We start from the raw sequence: 16,015 nt of genomic DNA on the forward strand, positions 1-16,015 counted from the left end.
ACTTATTAGTCTTCACCGTAGCCTAAGCTTCTTAAGGCACGTTCATCGTCAGCCCAGCCCGATTTTACTTTAACCCATAGTTCTAAAAATACTTTATTTTCAAGCATTTCTTCTAGGTCTTTACGCGCTTCACGGCCGATCACTTTTAGCTTTTCGCCTTTGTTACCGATAACCATGCGCTTTTGCGTTTCACGCTCAACTAAAATAAGGCCATTGATATGCCAAACACCGTTTTCTTGCCATTTAAACTGCTCTATTTCCACAGTCACTGAGTAAGGTAGTTCCTCACCCATAAAGCGCATAAGCTTTTCACGGATCACTTCAGCAGCCATAAAGCGCATTGAGCGGTCAGTAACGTAGTCATCCGGAAAATAAAATTCGCACGGCGGTAAACGTTTAGTCACTTCTTCTTTGATCAGGTCAATGTTTTTACCCTGAGTCGCAGATACAGGCATAATGCCTATAAAGTCAAACTTATCGCCTAAAAATTTCATGTGTGGCAGTACAAGATCGCGATCTTTCACTTGGTCAATTTTGTTAATAACTAACAATACAGGCTTGCCGCTTTGGCTCACTTTGTTTAGTACCATCTCGTCATCGGCATTCCAATGGGTGCCTTCAACAACAAAAATAATCAGTTCAACATCGCCAATTGAGCTCGACGCTGCGCGGTTCATTAAACGGTTAATAGCGCGCTTTTCTTCAACATGCAGACCTGGGGTATCTACATAAACCGCTTGGTGTTTACCCTCAGTATGAATACCCATAATACGATGGCGCGTGGTTTGTGGCTTACGTGAGGTAATACTAACTTTTTGCTCAATAATTTCATTAAGCAAGGTTGATTTACCCACATTAGGACGGCCAACAATCGCAACCATGCCACAAAATGTGTCTATTTCGCCTTCATGAGGCTGTATTAAGGTATCAAGATTCATTTTTAAGTATCTTCAATGCTTTTTCGGCCGCTTTTTGTTCGGCTTTACGCCTTGAGCTGCCAACAGAAATAATGCTATCCATTCCATCAACGATACATTCAACCGTGAATGTTTGATTGTGTGCCTGACCTTTAGTGTCTACTACAGTATAGCCAGGTAATGATAGCTTACGAGCTTGCAAATACTCTTGCAGCAGGGTCTTAGGATCTTTTTGGTTAAGCCCTGGTGAAATAGCATCTAAACGTGATTCATACCACGCTAAAATAAGCTCGCCGCAACGATCAATGTCTGAATCTAAAAATACAGCGCCAATTATAGCTTCCACTGCATCTGCTAGGGTCGACTCGCGTCTAAACCCGCCACTTTTTAGCTCGCCAGGGCCTAAACGCAGGTAATCACCTAGCTCAAACTCAAGACCAAATTCAGCTAACGTCTGGCCGCGAACTAAAGTCGAACGCATGCGGCTTAAATCGCCTTCACGTGCTTTAGGAAATTTAGCGTACAAGGCATTGGCAATTACAAAACTCAAAATCGAGTCGCCCAAAAATTCGAGTCGCTCGTTGTGTTGACCTTTGTGGCTGCGGTGCGTCATTGCTTGCTCAAGTAGGCCTTGATCAGCAAATGTGTAGCCAATTCTTTTGTATAACTCTGTTACATTTTTTTTCATTGTTACTGAATATTACCTAGGCGTTCAAAACGAACACCAGTTGGAACCCATCCTGGTAAAATGTCATCTGGGCCATTATCAAATTCAAAACTCATCCATATAAAGACAGCTTTACCCACCAAGTTTTCTTTTGGTACAAAGCCCCAAAAGCGACTATCTTGGCTGTTATCGCGATTGTCACCCATCATAAAGTAATGATCAGCAGGCACCACCCATTCATCTGCAGGAGTGCCCAATTGCTGGTAGTAACGCCCTTTACGTTCAGGCGATTTTGGGTTGATTAAAATATCATGGCTAGAGGTCGTTAAATCTTCATTTAAACGCGCTAAAGCCATTGGGCCTTGCATAAATTCATCATCATTAATTAATTTAAAATCAATTTTATTGAATTCGTTGCAAAGAAGTACACCTTTTTGAACTTCGCCTTCTTCACATTTTGGTTGAATATATAAACGCTTGTCGCGATAAACAATTTTATCGCCAGGTAAGCCTATAGCGCGTTTAATATAATCAACTCTCTCATCTAATGGGTATTTAAAAACAACAATATCGCCACGCTCTGGTTCGCTCACATCCACTAACTGGCTGCGCCATACAGGGTCTTTAATTCCATAAGAATACTTTTGCACTAAAATAAAATCGCCTACTAATAAGGTTGGCATCATTGAACCCGATGGGATCTGAAACGGCTCAAAAATAAACGATCTAAAAATAGTGATAGCAGCAATCATCGGAAAAATCGACTTTGCTGTTTCAGTAATGACTGGCTCAGGCGCAATCAATGCTGCAGTTTCTTCATCAAGTTGGCCACCGGCAGAAGTTTGTGCAATTGCCAAACGCTCTTGCCTTTTAGGGGCAAACATTAAGTGATCTATTAACCATATTAAGCCTGAGCCTAAGGTTAATAACACCAATAAAACTGAAAAGTAGCCAGCCATTTATTATCCCTTTATTTTTTATTTACCAACTTTTAAGATGGCTAAGAACGCTTCTTGAGGCACTTCAACGTTACCAAGTTGCTTCATTCGCTTTTTACCATCTTTTTGTTTTTGAAGTAATTTTTTCTTACGACTTACATCACCGCCGTAACACTTAGCGATTACGTTTTTACGAAGTTGCTTCACGGTTGTACGCGCGATTACATGCTGACCAATTGCTGCTTGAATCGCAATATCAAACATTTGACGTGGTATAAGCTCTTTTAACGCATCAGCAAGCTGACGACCACGAGACTGCGCGCTTTCACGGTGTACAATAATAGCAAGGGCATCAACACGCTCGCCATTAATGAGTATATCTACACGTACCATGTCTGAGGTTTGGAAGTGCTTAAAGTTATAATCAAGCGACGCAAAACCACGACTGGTTGATTTTAGCTTATCAAAGAAGTCCATTACCACTTCGGCCATTGGCAGTTCATACGTTACTGCAACTTGCTTACCATGGTAGCTCATTTTAGTTTGCATACCGCGCTTATCAACACATAACGTGATTACGCTACCTAAGTACTCTTGCGGTACTAAAATGTTAGCCTCTACTACTGGCTCACGTATTTCTAAAATATCGTTTACGGCTGGTAAGTCAGATGGATTATCAATTTGTGTAGTGCCCTCTTTAGTCACTACCTCATAAATAACCGTTGGTGCTGTGGTTATTAAGTCAATGTTGTATTCACGCTCTAAACGCTCTTGAATAATTTCCATGTGCAGCATACCTAAGAAGCCACAACGGAAACCAAACCCTAATGCGGTTGAATTTTCTGGTTCAAAGAATAACGACGCATCGTTTAAGCTTAGTTTGTTAAGTGCATCGCGGAACGACTCGTAATCATCTGACGCAATTGGGAACATGCCCGCGTAGACTTGTGGTTTGATTTTTTGAAAACCAGGTAAGCGCTCAGGTGCCGCATTTTTTTGATGAGTAATAGTATCGCCCACCGGTGCACCGTGTATTTCTTTAATACCGGCAATAACAAACCCTACTTCACCTGTACGTAAAATACCGGTATTAGTTTGTTTAGGTGTGAAAATACCCACATGATCTGCAGTATGAATATGCTCATTCGACATAATTTTAATTTTGTCGCCCGCGCGAAGTTCACCATGCTTAATACGCACTAGCGATACAACGCCTTGGTACGGGTCAAACCAAGAATCGATAATTAGCGCTTGTAATGGCTCGTCTTTATCACCAACTGGTGGCGGTACATCTTTAACGATCATTTCAAGTACTTCGGCAATACCCACACCTGTTTTAGCACTACATTGCACGGCATCAAGGGCATCAATACCAATGATGTCTTCAATTTCTTCGGCTACACGTAATGGGTCAGCTTGTGGTAAATCAATTTTATTTAGAACCGGTATAACTTCTAAGTCCATTTCGATGGCGGTATAACAATTAGCCAATGTTTGTGCTTCAACACCTTGGCCAGCATCAACAACCAATAATGCACCTTCACACGCGGCTAATGAACGTGATACTTCATAAGTAAAGTCAACGTGACCTGGAGTGTCGATAAAGTTGAGCTGGTAGGTTTCACCATCGTTTGCTTTGTAGTTTAACGTTACACTTTGCGCCTTGATGGTAATGCCACGCTCACGTTCAATATCCATTGAATCCAGAACCTGCTTCTGCATTTCACGGTCGGTTAAACCACCACAAACTTGGATCAAACGGTCAGAAAGGGTCGATTTACCATGGTCAATGTGGGCGATGATCGAAAAATTACGGATATGCTTCATAAACTGGATTCTAAACTTCTATTTTAAAGGACTAAGGTCGCATGCCTAAATAACTTGAAAATACTTGCTGTGCATTTTCAAGTTACTGTGGCATAAAAACGCAATTTTACATTTAATTGGCGTCAATCACCATCTATTTGAGTTAAAGGAAGACTAATTGGATGAATTTTTATCACTTTAATCTCATGCCTAAGTGATTTTACCCATGTTTTAGCAATAAAGAAGCCGGTGATGCCACCCAATATCGCTGCTAAAATTTGCCAACCTTCAGCCAATAGTATTAATTCACTAGTTATTAAGGCGAAGATTAAACTCAAAAATAAGGGCAGCATGTAAACGGCAAAGGCATGTTTTACAACGTGGCTGTCATCCAGTGACATAGTCACTTTTTGTCCAACTTCTAATTGCGTTTCGAATTTATAGGGTAAGGTTTTCTTTGCTGTACCAAATAACTTACTAAACACTTGAGAGCCACAACGACCATTACAGCCTTCGCAGGCCTTCTTTTGTTGGGCTTCTAAATGCGCAACGTGGCCACTAAGGGCCACGACGGTTAACGTTTGTTCTATCATCTATAATGCCCGTGAAACAGACTCAGCAATCGCTTTAGCGCTCATGGTTGGAATGTTCCCCACCACAGACACATCAAAATTTCCGCCGTTGTGCACATAAATAGTGGTTGCTCCTGAGGTGAGAGCTCCGCTTAAGCGCTTACCTGGTAGTGGCCGTTGCACAAATACTGATACCTCAACAAATCCATCAGAGAATAAATAGTAATCTGTTAATTCATTGTTTAAGTCGAGCTTATGTCTATCGGACTTAAGTAATTCAAACCCTTCAGGTAGCCATCCAATAGTCCAATTCATAGCATTCGCTTTGCTTTGTTCATCAATTGAATTAGCGGGTAATGGTGTTGGAAAATTACGATTAAGTACTTCTAATAATAAGCTTGCCGGTTGCTCAGTTACGCTAATGTGGGTAAGTTGTAATTGCTCAAGCGCTTCGCCTTGGTGATTCACATAGGCGGCTTTCAACAATAAAGACGACTCAGTATCAATCCAAATCCAATAGTTATATTTGTCATCGTTTTTAGATTCAATTCGAACCAGCTGAGCAGGACGCCCCGCAATACGGCCTTTACCACCAAGCACAAAGTCATAATGTGCACTTAAGCGGTTAATATCTTTAAATAAGACTTCTGGGATAGGCCCTGCAATTGAATCGGTTGTTAACGAGTAAGGTTCTGATTGTGGCTCAAAGTAGGTAACTTGATCGTCAATGCGGATCATTTCAAGGCCAGCACCATTAAGCAAACTTAAATGTTCAAGCTCTATATCACCTTGTTTAGCATGCACCCAACGGTAGGGCTCCATACTTTTACCCTTAACAACAACAAAAGAGGCGTCGAAATTACGAGTATGAACTGCACTGGCCATTTCAAGCAGTAAATCTTTAGCGGGGTTTGTGTCATTGGCAAAAGTGTTAAAACTTAACACCAATGACATAATAAAAGTGATTACTTTCATCTAATTAGTTTTTTTCCTCTGGGGATGTTTCATCTGTTTTAGCTGTTTTTAACGAATGAGCAACACGCGCTTGACGCTGATGTTCTAGTACTAATGCGCCAATGCGTTGCTGTTGAAGCTCGCGCAAGCCTTGCTCTGCGTTATCAAGTGCAGGTGCTGATGAGTAGCTTACTGGCGACGCCATGCCGGTTAACGGCGTGGTTTGCAGTAAAGGAATTTCATTTTGTGGAGCATCTTCACCTTGCGGTAAGGTGTTCACGCCAACAATAGTAAACATTGCTACACTTGCTGCAATTGCCAATTGGGCAACCGGTTTACGCCAATTAAACGCCACTACTTTGTTGTCTGTTTCGGTGCTTGAAGGGGTTGCCACACTGTCAGACTGGCTAAAGTCTGCATAAACGGGCTCACTCTCAAGTGCTAACGAAATGCGATCGCTAATATCAAAGTCCATATTATTGTTATTTTCTTTAGCTCGCATTGCATCACCGATTAACGCGTAACGGCCAAACGTAGCAACATCATCTGATGCAATAGCGGCATCATTTAAAGTTTGCTCACCGTCAAGTAATGCTGATAACGATTCGTTATCTAAGCGGTTAACGTGTGCTTTTGTCATACTAAGACTCGCCTATCAATGGGTTTAATTTATTATCAATTGCTTCACGGGCACGAAAAATACGCGAACGTACCGTCCCGACTGGGCAATCCATCACCACGGCTATTTCTTCATAGCTCATACCCTCAATTTCTCTAAGAGTAATCGCGGTTTTAAGATCTTCAGGCAAACTATCAATCGTATTAAAAATAACAGCGCGTACTTCTTCGCTTAATAGTAAATTTTCAGGTGACGCGTTAGAACGCATTGAATCTGCACCTTCATAAAACTCGGCATCGTCAGCATCTATATCATTTGCTGGCGGTTTACGCCCTTGAGCCACTAAATAATTTTTAGCACAATTAACGGCGATACGGTAAAGCCAAGTATAAAAAGCACTATCACCACGAAAGTTTGGAAGGGCACGATACGCTTTAATAAACGCTTCTTGTGCTACATCAGCAATGTCACCTTGATTTGATACATAACGTGAGATCAAACCGGCTATTTTGTTCTGATACTTCTTAACTAATAGGTTAAAGGCGTTTTTATCTCCCTGCTGGACCCTTTTCACTAACGCTAAATCTAATTCCTGCTCGCTCATTCGAGCCGGTACTCCTCTGATTGATTCTTGCTTATTATTCATAGTGTCGCCATTGTTCACACCTACTCTGACCCTTAGATGAATAAAAAGTTCTGACTCATATTGTTTTTTTATAAAATAGCTACAAATTACGCGTTTATACGCTAAAACCACTTAGTAGTAGTTCAACAAATATGGTACAACTATAAGTATTAAAAATAAATATTGCTCTATCTGAGCATTGTAACCGCAAAGTACCTCACAGATGAACCAAAATAAACATCACATTACCGATGTCGCTATTATTGGTAGCGGCGCAGCAGGCTTATCACTTGCTTTATCTTTGGCTAATTACTGTAACGTTACCGTGATCAGTAAAGGTGAATTAACCGAAGGTTCTACTCTTTATGCCCAAGGCGGAATTGCCGCTGTTTTTGATAAAAAAAATGACAGTATAGAGTCTCACGTTGAAGATACCTTAGATGCAGGTGGCGGTTTGTGTGACAGAGAAGCTGTTCATTACACTGCCAGTAATGCGCATGACTGCCTACAATGGTTGATTGACCAAGGCGTACCTTTTGATATGGAATTTGATAGTAAAGGTAAAGAGCGCTTTCATTTAACCCGCGAAGGGGGTCATAGCCATCGACGCATTTTGCATGCTGCCGATGCCACTGGCAAAGCAGTGCAAACAACGCTGATTAGCCAAGTTCAAGCGCACAACAATATCACCTTGTTAGAGCATTTCAATGCGATTGATCTAATTACAGATAAAAATATCGGTAAAACGGGGTCACATGTTCACGGTATGCATGTGTGGAATAAAAAGGCCAAAAAAGTAGAAACCATTGGCGCAAAATTTGTTGCCCTAGCAACGGGTGGCGCAAGTAAAGTGTACCTTTACACCTCTAACCCTGATGTTTCTAGCGGTGATGGCATAGCAATGGCATGGCGTGCAGGGTGTCGCGTTGCTAATATGGAATTTAATCAATTTCATCCAACCAGTCTTTACCACCCAGAATTACAAAATTTTTTAATTACCGAAGCAATGCGTGGTGAAGGGGCCTATTTAAAACGCCCAGATGGCACTCGCTTTATGAAAGAGTTTGATGAACGAGAAGAACTCGCCCCGCGCGATATTGTAGCGCGTGCTATCGACTTTGAAATGAAACGCCTTGGCGCAAATTGCGTATATTTAGATATTAGCCATAAAGACAAAGATTTTATTATTGAACACTTCCCTACTATCTACGCTAAGTGCTTGAGCGTAGGGCTTGATATTACCAAAGAAGCAATCCCTGTCGTTCCTGCGGCACATTACACCTGTGGTGGCGTAATGACCGACTTTAACGGCAAAACGGATTTAGCAAATTTATACGCTGTGGGTGAAGTGGCTTATACCGGCCTGCATGGCGCTAACCGCATGGCAAGTAACTCATTATTAGAGTGCATTGTATTTGCCCATGCAGCAGCAAAAGACATTTTAAGTAAAATAGAGACCGCACCCGCGCTGGTAGATTTACCTAGTTGGGATGAAAGCCGCGTATCTAACTCAGATGAAGAAATCGTGATCACCCATAACTGTCATGAGCTACGATTATTTATGTGGGATTATGTTGGGATTGTACGCTCAACCAAACGCCTTGAACGTGCGCTGCATCGTGTTGAACTGCTACAACAGGAAATACACGATTATTACGCAAACTTTAGAGTGAGTAATAACTTACTTGAGTTACGTAATTTGGTACAAGTTGCCGAGCTTATAATTAGAAGCGCTATGGAACGTAAAGAAAGTCGTGGACTACACTTTACTATTGATTATCCAGAGCAAAATGAGAACCCAACGCCCACTATTTTGACTCCTCTACGTAATTAATTGCTTCAAGCGTTGCCCGTTTCAAGCGCGCATAGCTTTGCTCATCAACACTATTGGCTGAGATAATCAGCCAATAGTTTTTACTAAAGCCATTAATATACAGCCACACACTCTGACCGAGTAACCGGCTTTGGTTACTAATGAGCCCTTGAATTTGCCTGCCTGATCCTTCAAAACGAAATTGATTCGACTCTAAGAGTATAATGCCTTGCTGTGGTTGAGCAGCCACGATTTTTCGCCAAACAATAATGCCAGCAAGTGTATTAAGTGCAATACAAAAAAGAGTTGCGACCACCGAGTTCATAAATAGGCACAACACTAAAGTCAGCACACAAAAAAAGACCACAATCGGTTTGTGGTCTGTTTTATTATCTGTAACGGTAAATCTATACACGAACTCGGTCTAAAATTAGCTGAACCATGCTGTTTAGCTCTGCGTCTTTACATTCTTCATGGCCCATAAACCAAGCGAATAAATCTGGGTCTTCTTGGGTTAATAGACGCTGAAAAATCGCTTGCTGTTTAGCATCTAACGAATCATAAGCTTCTTCAACAAACGGCATAAACAAAACATCTAGCTCTAACATGCCACGGCGACAAGCCCAACGGATACGTGCTTTACTATGTATTTCAACCATTTTAAACCTCATATTTAATTAACTCGAGTTTACCAAATACGCGTTAATTTAACAGCACTAAGTTATAAAAACATCGTCTGTTAGTCGCTGTACCATACGCTTTAACTACGTTATTATGTGACCTCATTTGTTATTGCAAAGAAGGTGTTTATGTCTCAGGTTTATGCATGTCCTTTATCACATCAGGTTATTAGCCTCTCAGGCGCAGATAAATTATCGTACCTCCACGGACAAATCACTCAAGATCTAAATAAACTTAACAACGATAACTTTTTGTGGGCAGGTCACTGCAGTGCAAAAGGTAAGTTATGGGGTGTATTTAAGCTATTTTCTTATCAACAAAGTTACTTTTTAGCTGGTTCAAGTGCAGAAGTAGAACGCTCTCTTGCTGAATTAAAAAAATATGCTGTATTTGCAAAAGTTGAAATTAATAAAGCCTCAGAGCGATTAATTGGTTTACTTGGTGATGACCTAACAGGCTTACTCACACAACTCGATATTCACTTTAGCGATGACGCCATGGCTTGTGACTTCGCTCACGGTAAAGCCCTTAAACTTGCATCAAACCGCGTTTTATTGATGGTTGATAGCCAATTTTGCCTACCTGACGACGTGTCGACCCTCGACAACGATGCCCTATGGCAACAAGCGTCTATACTCGCTGGTGAACCGCAATTAAGTGTCGATGCGATTGATGAATACGTACCGCAAATGGTTAATCTGCAAGCCATTAACGGCATTAGCTTTAAAAAGGGTTGCTACACAGGCCAAGAAACCGTTGCACGTATGAAGTACCTAGGCAAAAACAAACGTGCTATGTATATCGTTTCTGGGCAAAGTGAAGGGTTACTCGAAGCACCCGACATTGAAACTCAATTAGGTGAAAACTGGCGCCGCGCAGGTAAACTTATTGCGCAAAGCTATAATGAACAAACACAGACTTTAACTGGTTTGGTCGTGTTGCCAAACGATACTGATATCGATCAGACTCTTCGTGCAAAACACACCCCTTCGGTAGAGCTAAACATTCTGCCTCTACCTTACTCTCTTGAAGATGAATAATAGGAATGACTATGATCGTTGCAGCAAATAAAGTGGTAAAAATGCATTACTCTGTTTTAGATAATGACGGCAATACCATTGATAACTCATTTGGCGGTGAGCCATTAATTTTTATCGTTGGTACAGGTTACCTGATCTCAGGGCTTGAAAACGCGCTGCAAGGCAAGCAAGCTGGCGATACACTAAGCGTAAAAGTGGAGCCTGAAGAAGGTTACGGTGAGCGTCATGATCACTTAATGCAAGCTGTACCTAAATCAATGTTTGAAGGTATGGAAATTGAAGTGGGCATGCAATTTCGTGCAACCACAGATGACGGTGACCAATCAGTAATGATCATCGACATTCAAGACGAAGAAGTGATTGTTGATGGTAATAATCCACTTGCCGGCATTACACTTAACTTTGATGTAGAAATTTTAGAAGTACGCGATGCAACAGCCGAAGAGCTTGAGCATGGCCACGTACATGGTGAAGGCGGCTGTGGCCACGAGCACTAAAACCCGCTAAATAAAATTACTACACGTTTATAAAAAAAGCGCCTAAGGCGCTTTTTTTATAGCATATTATTCTGTGTTCGTAATTTGGCTTGAGGCTCTGCTGCTGGCATTTCAACTGGGGTTATTTTATCTTCAAGCGCAGCAACTAATCCAGCTTGATCATTCGTGCCTAAGCGATACTGAGTGCCATCTTTAAGCGTTAATTGCACCGCACTAAAGCCTGATACCGAATAAATCCACCCATCGTGTGTAATGCGAATACCAATACCATGGCGGTATGAATTTTGTACTGCCTTTACATCCACTATGTCTTCTAATGCTAATTTTTGGCCTGCAACACCAGGGCCAAATGCCCAGCTAATATGAGTTTCGTCAACTTTAATGGTTAAACCGTGGAACAAAAAACCCACCAGCACTAAAATACCAGCAAATACGATTAACGGGGCATCGGCACCAATTAAATTCCATGCAAGCGCAACAAAACCACTGATCCACGCTAATACTACAAATATAAATACCGCATACTGCTTATGCTGATACATAACACTCTCTATTAAAAAGTTAAAAAATTAAAAAATTAAAAACTGTACACTAAGGTGGCACTGAGCTCTGAATCGTATTTTAGTTTATCTTCTTCAGGCTTAGAATTATAACGATACATATAAGCAAACTTAAGCGATACCGCGCCAACCACTTGGCTAATTAATGCCGTTTCTGACTTTAACCGAGAGTTAAGCCCAGACAAAGACTGTTCTATACTGATATCTTGATTAAATCGGGTACGCTTAGATACCAACCTCTCCCACTGCATTGCAATACGAAGTAAATAACCCATTTTGTCCTTGTCGTCTTCAAGTGCTGTTGACTCATCATCAGCAACTGAGCGGTATAGACCTGGGCCAATATCTATATCTACCTTATTTTTAACCCCTTGATAAACACGTGCGCCATAACCGGTTGCTACCGTACTTTTAAAATCAAGGCCGCTAAATTGATCTTCCTCATAATCTCCGTAAATAAAGAAAGACGAGTTTTTAACGCCTATTTTATAGTTACCCTGTGCAGAGAAAAACACGCGATTAGCAGTCACATCCGACTCACCCGTTTCTTCGTTTTCATCACGTTTGTACAAAGAGTCTATTTTGAATTGATTTCGCCAGTTTTCAAAATCTTGATAAAGGTTCCCTTTAAGCTTAAAACTGGTGGAATTAGTGTTACCTTTACTTAAAATAAAACCAAATTCGGTATCACCATACAATACTTCGCCTTTGTGTAACTCATGAATTTCTTCATCAGAGAGCTCCCCATACTCATGAAAATCTTCAAAGGGATCAACTGCCCAGCTAAAGCAGCTAAATAATAAAAGCAGTAATACAAAGGAGTTTCGCAAAATACGTTCTCTTACATATGGCAATAACAAAAAAGCAGAGAAATGGTTATTCACTTTCTTTCCACAAAATATGACAAAAAGGCGCGTCTTTATCACGGCTAATTAAAATTTTCGCAAATAATACGTCTTCGTTATCAAACTCAAGGCCAACTAATACTTGAATAAAATGCTCAGGTTCAATTTCTAGGGCAACAAAGTCTTGCCACTGTTCATCGGGCTCATCTTCTTCAATAAAGCCTAGTTCTTCACGGTGTAGGTTAAATTCTTCAATATCTTTGTCGCTTAAATTATTGGGAGCCAGCTCTAAAAAAATATCATAAGCTTGATGAGTTGCTTCTTCTACCGTAAATAAACGTGGACCTGACATGAATGGTTAACCTCTGAGCTTTTAAGTGGCAATCATAATATCAAAAGTTGCTAGGGTTTTGATAAAAAAAACACGTTAAATACTGGCTTTTTTACTTTTACCTAATACTTATAGATATTGTTGGATGGGTTTGTATTAAGGTCTGCTGACCTTTTAAATTAAATTTTCCTTTAAAGCGAATAGACCCTACTTACATTAAAAAATTCACTTTGTTTTTATTCATCTTCATCCACTTTACTTAACATCAATAAAAACATAAGCTCAAACAACAGGTCAGAGGAGTGCATAATGATAAAATTAGAAAAAAAACAGGGTATTGCCACTGTTACATTAAATCGTGTAGAAAAACAAAATGCCTTAAGCTTTGCTATGTTTGTTGAGCTTAACAAGGTGATTAAAAATATAAAAAAAGATGCCAGTATTCGTGCGGTTGTATTAACCGGTGAGGGCGAACACTTTTGTGCGGGACTCGATATTAACGCGGTTATGGCTTCACCATTCAATATCATAAAGCTCCTATTCAAATGGCTTCCTGGTAATCAAAACCTAGCGCAAAAGGTCGTACTGGGCTGGCAGTCATTGAGTGTGCCTGTAATTGCTAAAATAAACGGAAACTGTCTTGGTGGAGGGTTGCAAATAGCACTGGGTGCCGATTACCGAATTGTTCACCACGACGCCAAACTCGCCATTATGGAAGCGCGCTGGGGGTTATGCCCAGACATGGGCGCTAATGTTATGCTTTCAGGCTTAGTAAAACGCGACCAAGCACTTTGGCTAGCAAGCCATGCTGAACCAATAAACGCACAAGACGCTTTTGAACTCGGTTTAGTAACAAAAACAACCGACGATACCGATAAAGCAACTAAAGAAATGCTTGAAACATTACAAGCGCGTTCACCTGACACATTGGCGGCAATAAAACGAGTAACTCAACAAAGCTATAAAGCCCAAGCTCGAAAAATACTCGCTAAAGAAACATGGAGCCAAATTCGCTTATTAAGCAACCCCAATACTAAAAAGGCCATTGCTAAAGCAAAAGGTAAAACTGGTATTGAGTTTTCAAACGCCAAGCGCTGGTAACATTGATGGTAATACTAAGGCACAATGCACAAAACAGCGTTATTTGTTAAAGTGATAATCCTCTATTGTATTGAGTCGTCGTCATGAAATACTTTTTAAGTAGCGCTATCATTTTGCTTTGCTTGGCAGCGGGCAAGCTTATTATGCACTTTATTGATGCCAGTTTTCCTGCGCCACTATTAGCAATGGTTATTTTACTGATACTACTTTTATCAGGCATTGTTAAAGAGCAGCAACTTACTCCATGCGCCTCGCCTATTTTAAATGTAATGCCTATTTTCTTTATTCCTGCAGGCGTTGGTTTTATTGAACACTTGGGACTTATAAAAACACATTGGCCGTTTTTAACCACCGTGATGATTATAGTGCCCTTGAGTAGCTTAATTTTAGTAGCCAGTGTGGTTGGCCACTTTAAGGGCACTGAAAACAATGAATGAGCAAATCAGTGCAATAACGCCAAGCCTTTGGTGGTTGACCATCCCTTTTATAATTACTCTTTTTTTTGGACTAAAAATGCTCAATGTGAGAGTAAGTCACTGCATTTTAAAATCCCTCACGAACCCAGTATTTTTAAGTATCGGCATTATTGCCTTATTACTCGTTAACCTTAAATTACCCTATTCACAATTTGCATCGCATAGTCGGTTGTTAACGTGGTTATTAGAGCCGGCCATAGTCGCGTTAGCCCTCCCCTTGTATCAGCAGTTTATGCATATTCGAAAAAACTTTTTACTCATTTTAGTCACCTGCAGTATTGGCATTATTAGCGCCACACTGGTGGCTTTTGTATTAAGTGTTTTATTTGCTGTCCCATCGCAGCTCAGCGCTTCAGTTGCGGCACTTAGCGTTACTACACCTATTGCATTACTTGTCACCGACTCACTTGGCGGGATCAGCTCGCTAGCCGCTGCTATGGTTATTTTTATTGGTTTGCTTGGGGCTTTGTTTGGCTTTTTGTTACTAAAATTAATTAAAATATTTAACTTTGAGGCACAAGGCATTGCAATGGGAACGGCCTGTCACGCTATAGGCACCGCGGCTGCAATTGCCGAACATCCAAAAATAGGGGCGTTTTCATCGGTGGCTATGGCATTGAGTGCGCTATTAACTGCTGTGATAGTACCACTATTATATCCAATTTTAGTGAGCACTTTGTTATAGTAAGTTGATACCAATATAACTAAAACTAGAGCTCACCATGATCAGTTCCGAAATTCAACAATTTGAAAAGTACTACGCCCTACTTACCGAGTATTTAGTCACCTATAGTATGCAAATAGTCGGTGCTATTTTTATTCTACTGGTTGGTCTTTGGGTGGCGAAAAAACTTGCCGAAGTAGTTGCCAATTTGATGACTCGACATAACGTTGATATCACCTTAACTAACTTTGTTAGTAATGTAGTTAAAGTACTGCTGATCATTATGGTGATCATAATTTCGCTTGGTAAAATTGGCATTAGTGTTACCCCGTTTGTTGCTGCAATAGGTGCCGCTTCTTTAGGTGCTGGCTTAGCATTACAAGGCATGCTTTCTAATTATGGCGCGGGACTTGCTATTATTGCCACGCGGCCATTTGTGGTAGGCGATACCATAGAAGTAAAAGGGGTTAGTGGCCAAGTAAAAGTAATTGAACTGGGTCACACCGTGTTAATTAATGAAGAAAAAGTAGAAATAACCATTCCCAATAAGCATATCGTTGGCGAAATCCTGCATAACTCATTTAACTACTCTTTAGTAAAAGGTGAAATAGACATAGCCTACAGCGCCTCTAGTGATACTGCGATCAGCCTTATTGAAAACGCATTAGCTAATCACGAACTGGTTGCTAAGCAACCCAATGCACAAGTTGGCATAGAACGCTTTGCTGATAGCGGCGTTACTATTAGCTATCGATACTGGGTTCCTACCACTAAAATTATTGAAACTAAGCTCGCTATTAACGCCAGCGTGTATAAAGCAATTAACGATGCAAATATCGAAATTCCGTTTCCACAGCGCATTGTTACACTTAATAAAAATAACTAGCATGAGTCATGTAATTAAAGCAA

General features: G+C 40.7%; 20 protein-coding genes. 7 read left to right on the top strand and 13 right to left on the bottom strand.

From position 1 onward, the window contains the following. Positions 1-5 precede the first annotated feature (5 nt). The 8 genes from era to rpoE all read right to left on the bottom strand — a co-directional run bounded on the left by era (position 6) and on the right by rpoE (position 7,077). Entirely contained in the window at positions 6-938 is a 933-nt protein-coding gene (gene era / locus ACNSN3_RS11165) for a GTPase Era (RefSeq protein WP_010387801.1), read from the bottom strand. Further along, positions 928-1,605, bottom strand: coding sequence for a ribonuclease III (rnc, locus tag ACNSN3_RS11170; protein WP_008466504.1), 678 nt, complete (start codon positions 1,603-1,605; stop codon positions 928-930). Before rnc ends, era begins: the two co-directional genes overlap by 11 nt. 2 nt (positions 1,606-1,607) lie before the next feature. Beyond that, entirely contained in the window at positions 1,608-2,543 is a 936-nt protein-coding gene (lepB, locus tag ACNSN3_RS11175; RefSeq protein WP_418607373.1) for a signal peptidase I, read from the bottom strand. Between the two features lie 18 nt (positions 2,544-2,561). After that, positions 2,562-4,349: a translation elongation factor 4 gene (gene lepA, locus ACNSN3_RS11180; RefSeq protein ID WP_010387797.1), complete on the bottom strand. Its 1,788-nt coding sequence runs from the start codon at positions 4,347-4,349 to the stop codon at positions 2,562-2,564. 122 nt (positions 4,350-4,471) lie between these two features. Then, on the bottom strand, positions 4,472-4,921 hold the full coding sequence (locus ACNSN3_RS11185) for a SoxR reducing system RseC family protein (RefSeq protein WP_418607374.1): 450 nt from the start codon (positions 4,919-4,921) through the stop codon (positions 4,472-4,474). After that, the gene (locus ACNSN3_RS11190) at positions 4,922-5,875 is read right to left on the bottom strand and encodes a MucB/RseB C-terminal domain-containing protein (protein ID WP_010387795.1); all 954 of its coding nucleotides are present in this window, start codon (positions 5,873-5,875) and stop codon (positions 4,922-4,924) included. A gap of 4 nt (positions 5,876-5,879) precedes the next feature. Further along, positions 5,880-6,494, bottom strand: a complete 615-nt coding sequence (locus ACNSN3_RS11195; RefSeq protein ID WP_008111755.1) for a sigma-E factor negative regulatory protein — start codon at positions 6,492-6,494, stop codon at positions 5,880-5,882. A 1-nt stretch (position 6,495) separates the two neighbouring features. After that, on the bottom strand, positions 6,496-7,077 hold the full coding sequence (gene rpoE / locus ACNSN3_RS11200; protein ID WP_010387792.1) for an RNA polymerase sigma factor RpoE: 582 nt from the start codon (positions 7,075-7,077) through the stop codon (positions 6,496-6,498). A gap of 244 nt (positions 7,078-7,321) precedes the next feature. Between rpoE and nadB the strand changes: the two genes are divergently transcribed. Next, positions 7,322-8,932, top strand: a complete 1,611-nt coding sequence (gene nadB, locus ACNSN3_RS11205; RefSeq protein WP_418607376.1) for an L-aspartate oxidase — start codon at positions 7,322-7,324, stop codon at positions 8,930-8,932. Here nadB and ACNSN3_RS11210 read toward each other — a convergent pair. Then, positions 8,907-9,236, bottom strand: coding sequence for a hypothetical protein (locus ACNSN3_RS11210; protein WP_418607378.1), 330 nt, complete (start codon positions 9,234-9,236; stop codon positions 8,907-8,909). The genes nadB and ACNSN3_RS11210 overlap by 26 nt on opposite strands. Positions 9,237-9,318: 82 nt before the next feature. Continuing rightward, complete coding sequence (locus ACNSN3_RS11215; RefSeq protein WP_010387788.1) at positions 9,319-9,570, bottom strand: succinate dehydrogenase assembly factor 2; 252 nt, start codon at positions 9,568-9,570, stop codon at positions 9,319-9,321. 150 nt (positions 9,571-9,720) lie between these two features. Between ACNSN3_RS11215 and ACNSN3_RS11220 the strand changes: the two genes are divergently transcribed. Together ACNSN3_RS11220 and ACNSN3_RS11225 are read left to right on the top strand one after the other, a co-directional pair. Beyond that, positions 9,721-10,632: a YgfZ/GcvT domain-containing protein gene (locus ACNSN3_RS11220; RefSeq protein ID WP_418607380.1), complete on the top strand. Its 912-nt coding sequence runs from the start codon at positions 9,721-9,723 to the stop codon at positions 10,630-10,632. Between the two features lie 11 nt (positions 10,633-10,643). Further along, the gene (locus tag ACNSN3_RS11225) at positions 10,644-11,129 is read left to right on the top strand and encodes an FKBP-type peptidyl-prolyl cis-trans isomerase (protein WP_008111743.1); all 486 of its coding nucleotides are present in this window, start codon (positions 10,644-10,646) and stop codon (positions 11,127-11,129) included. Between the two features lie 56 nt (positions 11,130-11,185). Here ACNSN3_RS11225 and ACNSN3_RS11230 read toward each other — a convergent pair whose 3' ends face one another. The 3 genes from ACNSN3_RS11230 to ACNSN3_RS11240 are packed head-to-tail and all read right to left on the bottom strand — an operon-like array spanning position 11,186 to position 12,886. Further along, a complete protein-coding gene (locus ACNSN3_RS11230) occupies positions 11,186-11,671 on the bottom strand; it encodes a hypothetical protein (RefSeq protein WP_036953590.1) in 486 nt (161 codons plus the stop codon). 35 nt (positions 11,672-11,706) lie between these two features. After that, complete coding sequence (locus ACNSN3_RS11235) at positions 11,707-12,519, bottom strand: DUF481 domain-containing protein (RefSeq protein WP_054201958.1); 813 nt, start codon at positions 12,517-12,519, stop codon at positions 11,707-11,709. A 46-nt stretch (positions 12,520-12,565) separates the two neighbouring features. Next, a complete protein-coding gene (locus ACNSN3_RS11240; protein WP_055013217.1) occupies positions 12,566-12,886 on the bottom strand; it encodes an HI1450 family dsDNA-mimic protein in 321 nt (106 codons plus the stop codon). 288 nt (positions 12,887-13,174) lie between these two features. Between ACNSN3_RS11240 and ACNSN3_RS11245 the strand changes: the two genes are divergently transcribed. The 4 genes from ACNSN3_RS11245 (at position 13,175) to ACNSN3_RS11260 (ending at position 15,992) form a co-directional block, all read left to right on the top strand. After that, a complete protein-coding gene (locus ACNSN3_RS11245) occupies positions 13,175-13,966 on the top strand; it encodes a crotonase/enoyl-CoA hydratase family protein (protein ID WP_418607382.1) in 792 nt (263 codons plus the stop codon). An 83-nt stretch (positions 13,967-14,049) separates the two neighbouring features. Continuing rightward, positions 14,050-14,403 carry a CidA/LrgA family protein gene (locus ACNSN3_RS11250; RefSeq protein WP_075169713.1) on the top strand — a complete coding sequence of 118 codons (354 nt, stop codon included), beginning with the start codon at positions 14,050-14,052 and terminating at the stop codon, positions 14,401-14,403. Continuing rightward, positions 14,396-15,127 (top strand): LrgB family protein, encoded by a 732-nt coding sequence (locus ACNSN3_RS11255; RefSeq protein ID WP_418607384.1) that lies wholly within the window; start codon positions 14,396-14,398, stop codon positions 15,125-15,127. Before ACNSN3_RS11250 ends, ACNSN3_RS11255 begins: the two co-directional genes overlap by 8 nt. 37 nt (positions 15,128-15,164) lie before the next feature. Further along, entirely contained in the window at positions 15,165-15,992 is an 828-nt protein-coding gene (locus tag ACNSN3_RS11260; protein WP_418607386.1) for a mechanosensitive ion channel family protein, read from the top strand. Positions 15,993-16,015: the final 23 nt, after the last annotated feature.

The sequence above is a fragment of the Pseudoalteromonas sp. US3C1004 genome (assembly GCF_048401065.1).
Classification (GTDB): Bacteria; Pseudomonadota; Gammaproteobacteria; order Enterobacterales; family Alteromonadaceae; genus Pseudoalteromonas; species Pseudoalteromonas undina.

Excerpts from the sequence above, each read along its gene's own strand:
- era (WP_010387801.1), bottom strand. The coding sequence starts at position 938 with ATGAATCTTGATACCTTAATACAGCCTCATGAAGGCGAAATAGACACA.
- rnc (WP_008466504.1), bottom strand. The coding sequence starts at position 1,605 with ATGAAAAAAAATGTAACAGAGTTATACAAAAGAATTGGCTACACATTT.
- lepB (WP_418607373.1), bottom strand. The coding sequence starts at position 2,543 with ATGGCTGGCTACTTTTCAGTTTTATTGGTGTTATTAACCTTAGGCTCA.
- lepA (WP_010387797.1), bottom strand. The coding sequence starts at position 4,349 with ATGAAGCATATCCGTAATTTTTCGATCATCGCCCACATTGACCATGGT.
- ACNSN3_RS11185 (WP_418607374.1), bottom strand. The coding sequence starts at position 4,921 with ATGATAGAACAAACGTTAACCGTCGTGGCCCTTAGTGGCCACGTTGCG.
- ACNSN3_RS11190 (WP_010387795.1), bottom strand. The coding sequence starts at position 5,875 with ATGAAAGTAATCACTTTTATTATGTCATTGGTGTTAAGTTTTAACACT.
- ACNSN3_RS11195 (WP_008111755.1), bottom strand. The coding sequence starts at position 6,494 with ATGACAAAAGCACACGTTAACCGCTTAGATAACGAATCGTTATCAGCA.
- rpoE (WP_010387792.1), bottom strand. The coding sequence starts at position 7,077 with ATGAGCGAGCAGGAATTAGATTTAGCGTTAGTGAAAAGGGTCCAGCAG.
- nadB (WP_418607376.1), top strand. The coding sequence starts at position 7,322 with ATGAACCAAAATAAACATCACATTACCGATGTCGCTATTATTGGTAGC.
- ACNSN3_RS11210 (WP_418607378.1), bottom strand. The coding sequence starts at position 9,236 with ATGAACTCGGTGGTCGCAACTCTTTTTTGTATTGCACTTAATACACTT.
- ACNSN3_RS11215 (WP_010387788.1), bottom strand. The coding sequence starts at position 9,570 with ATGGTTGAAATACATAGTAAAGCACGTATCCGTTGGGCTTGTCGCCGT.
- ACNSN3_RS11220 (WP_418607380.1), top strand. The coding sequence starts at position 9,721 with ATGTCTCAGGTTTATGCATGTCCTTTATCACATCAGGTTATTAGCCTC.
- ACNSN3_RS11225 (WP_008111743.1), top strand. The coding sequence starts at position 10,644 with ATGATCGTTGCAGCAAATAAAGTGGTAAAAATGCATTACTCTGTTTTA.
- ACNSN3_RS11230 (WP_036953590.1), bottom strand. The coding sequence starts at position 11,671 with ATGTATCAGCATAAGCAGTATGCGGTATTTATATTTGTAGTATTAGCG.
- ACNSN3_RS11240 (WP_055013217.1), bottom strand. The coding sequence starts at position 12,886 with ATGTCAGGTCCACGTTTATTTACGGTAGAAGAAGCAACTCATCAAGCT.
- ACNSN3_RS11245 (WP_418607382.1), top strand. The coding sequence starts at position 13,175 with ATGATAAAATTAGAAAAAAAACAGGGTATTGCCACTGTTACATTAAAT.
- ACNSN3_RS11250 (WP_075169713.1), top strand. The coding sequence starts at position 14,050 with ATGAAATACTTTTTAAGTAGCGCTATCATTTTGCTTTGCTTGGCAGCG.
- ACNSN3_RS11255 (WP_418607384.1), top strand. The coding sequence starts at position 14,396 with ATGAATGAGCAAATCAGTGCAATAACGCCAAGCCTTTGGTGGTTGACC.
- ACNSN3_RS11260 (WP_418607386.1), top strand. The coding sequence starts at position 15,165 with ATGATCAGTTCCGAAATTCAACAATTTGAAAAGTACTACGCCCTACTT.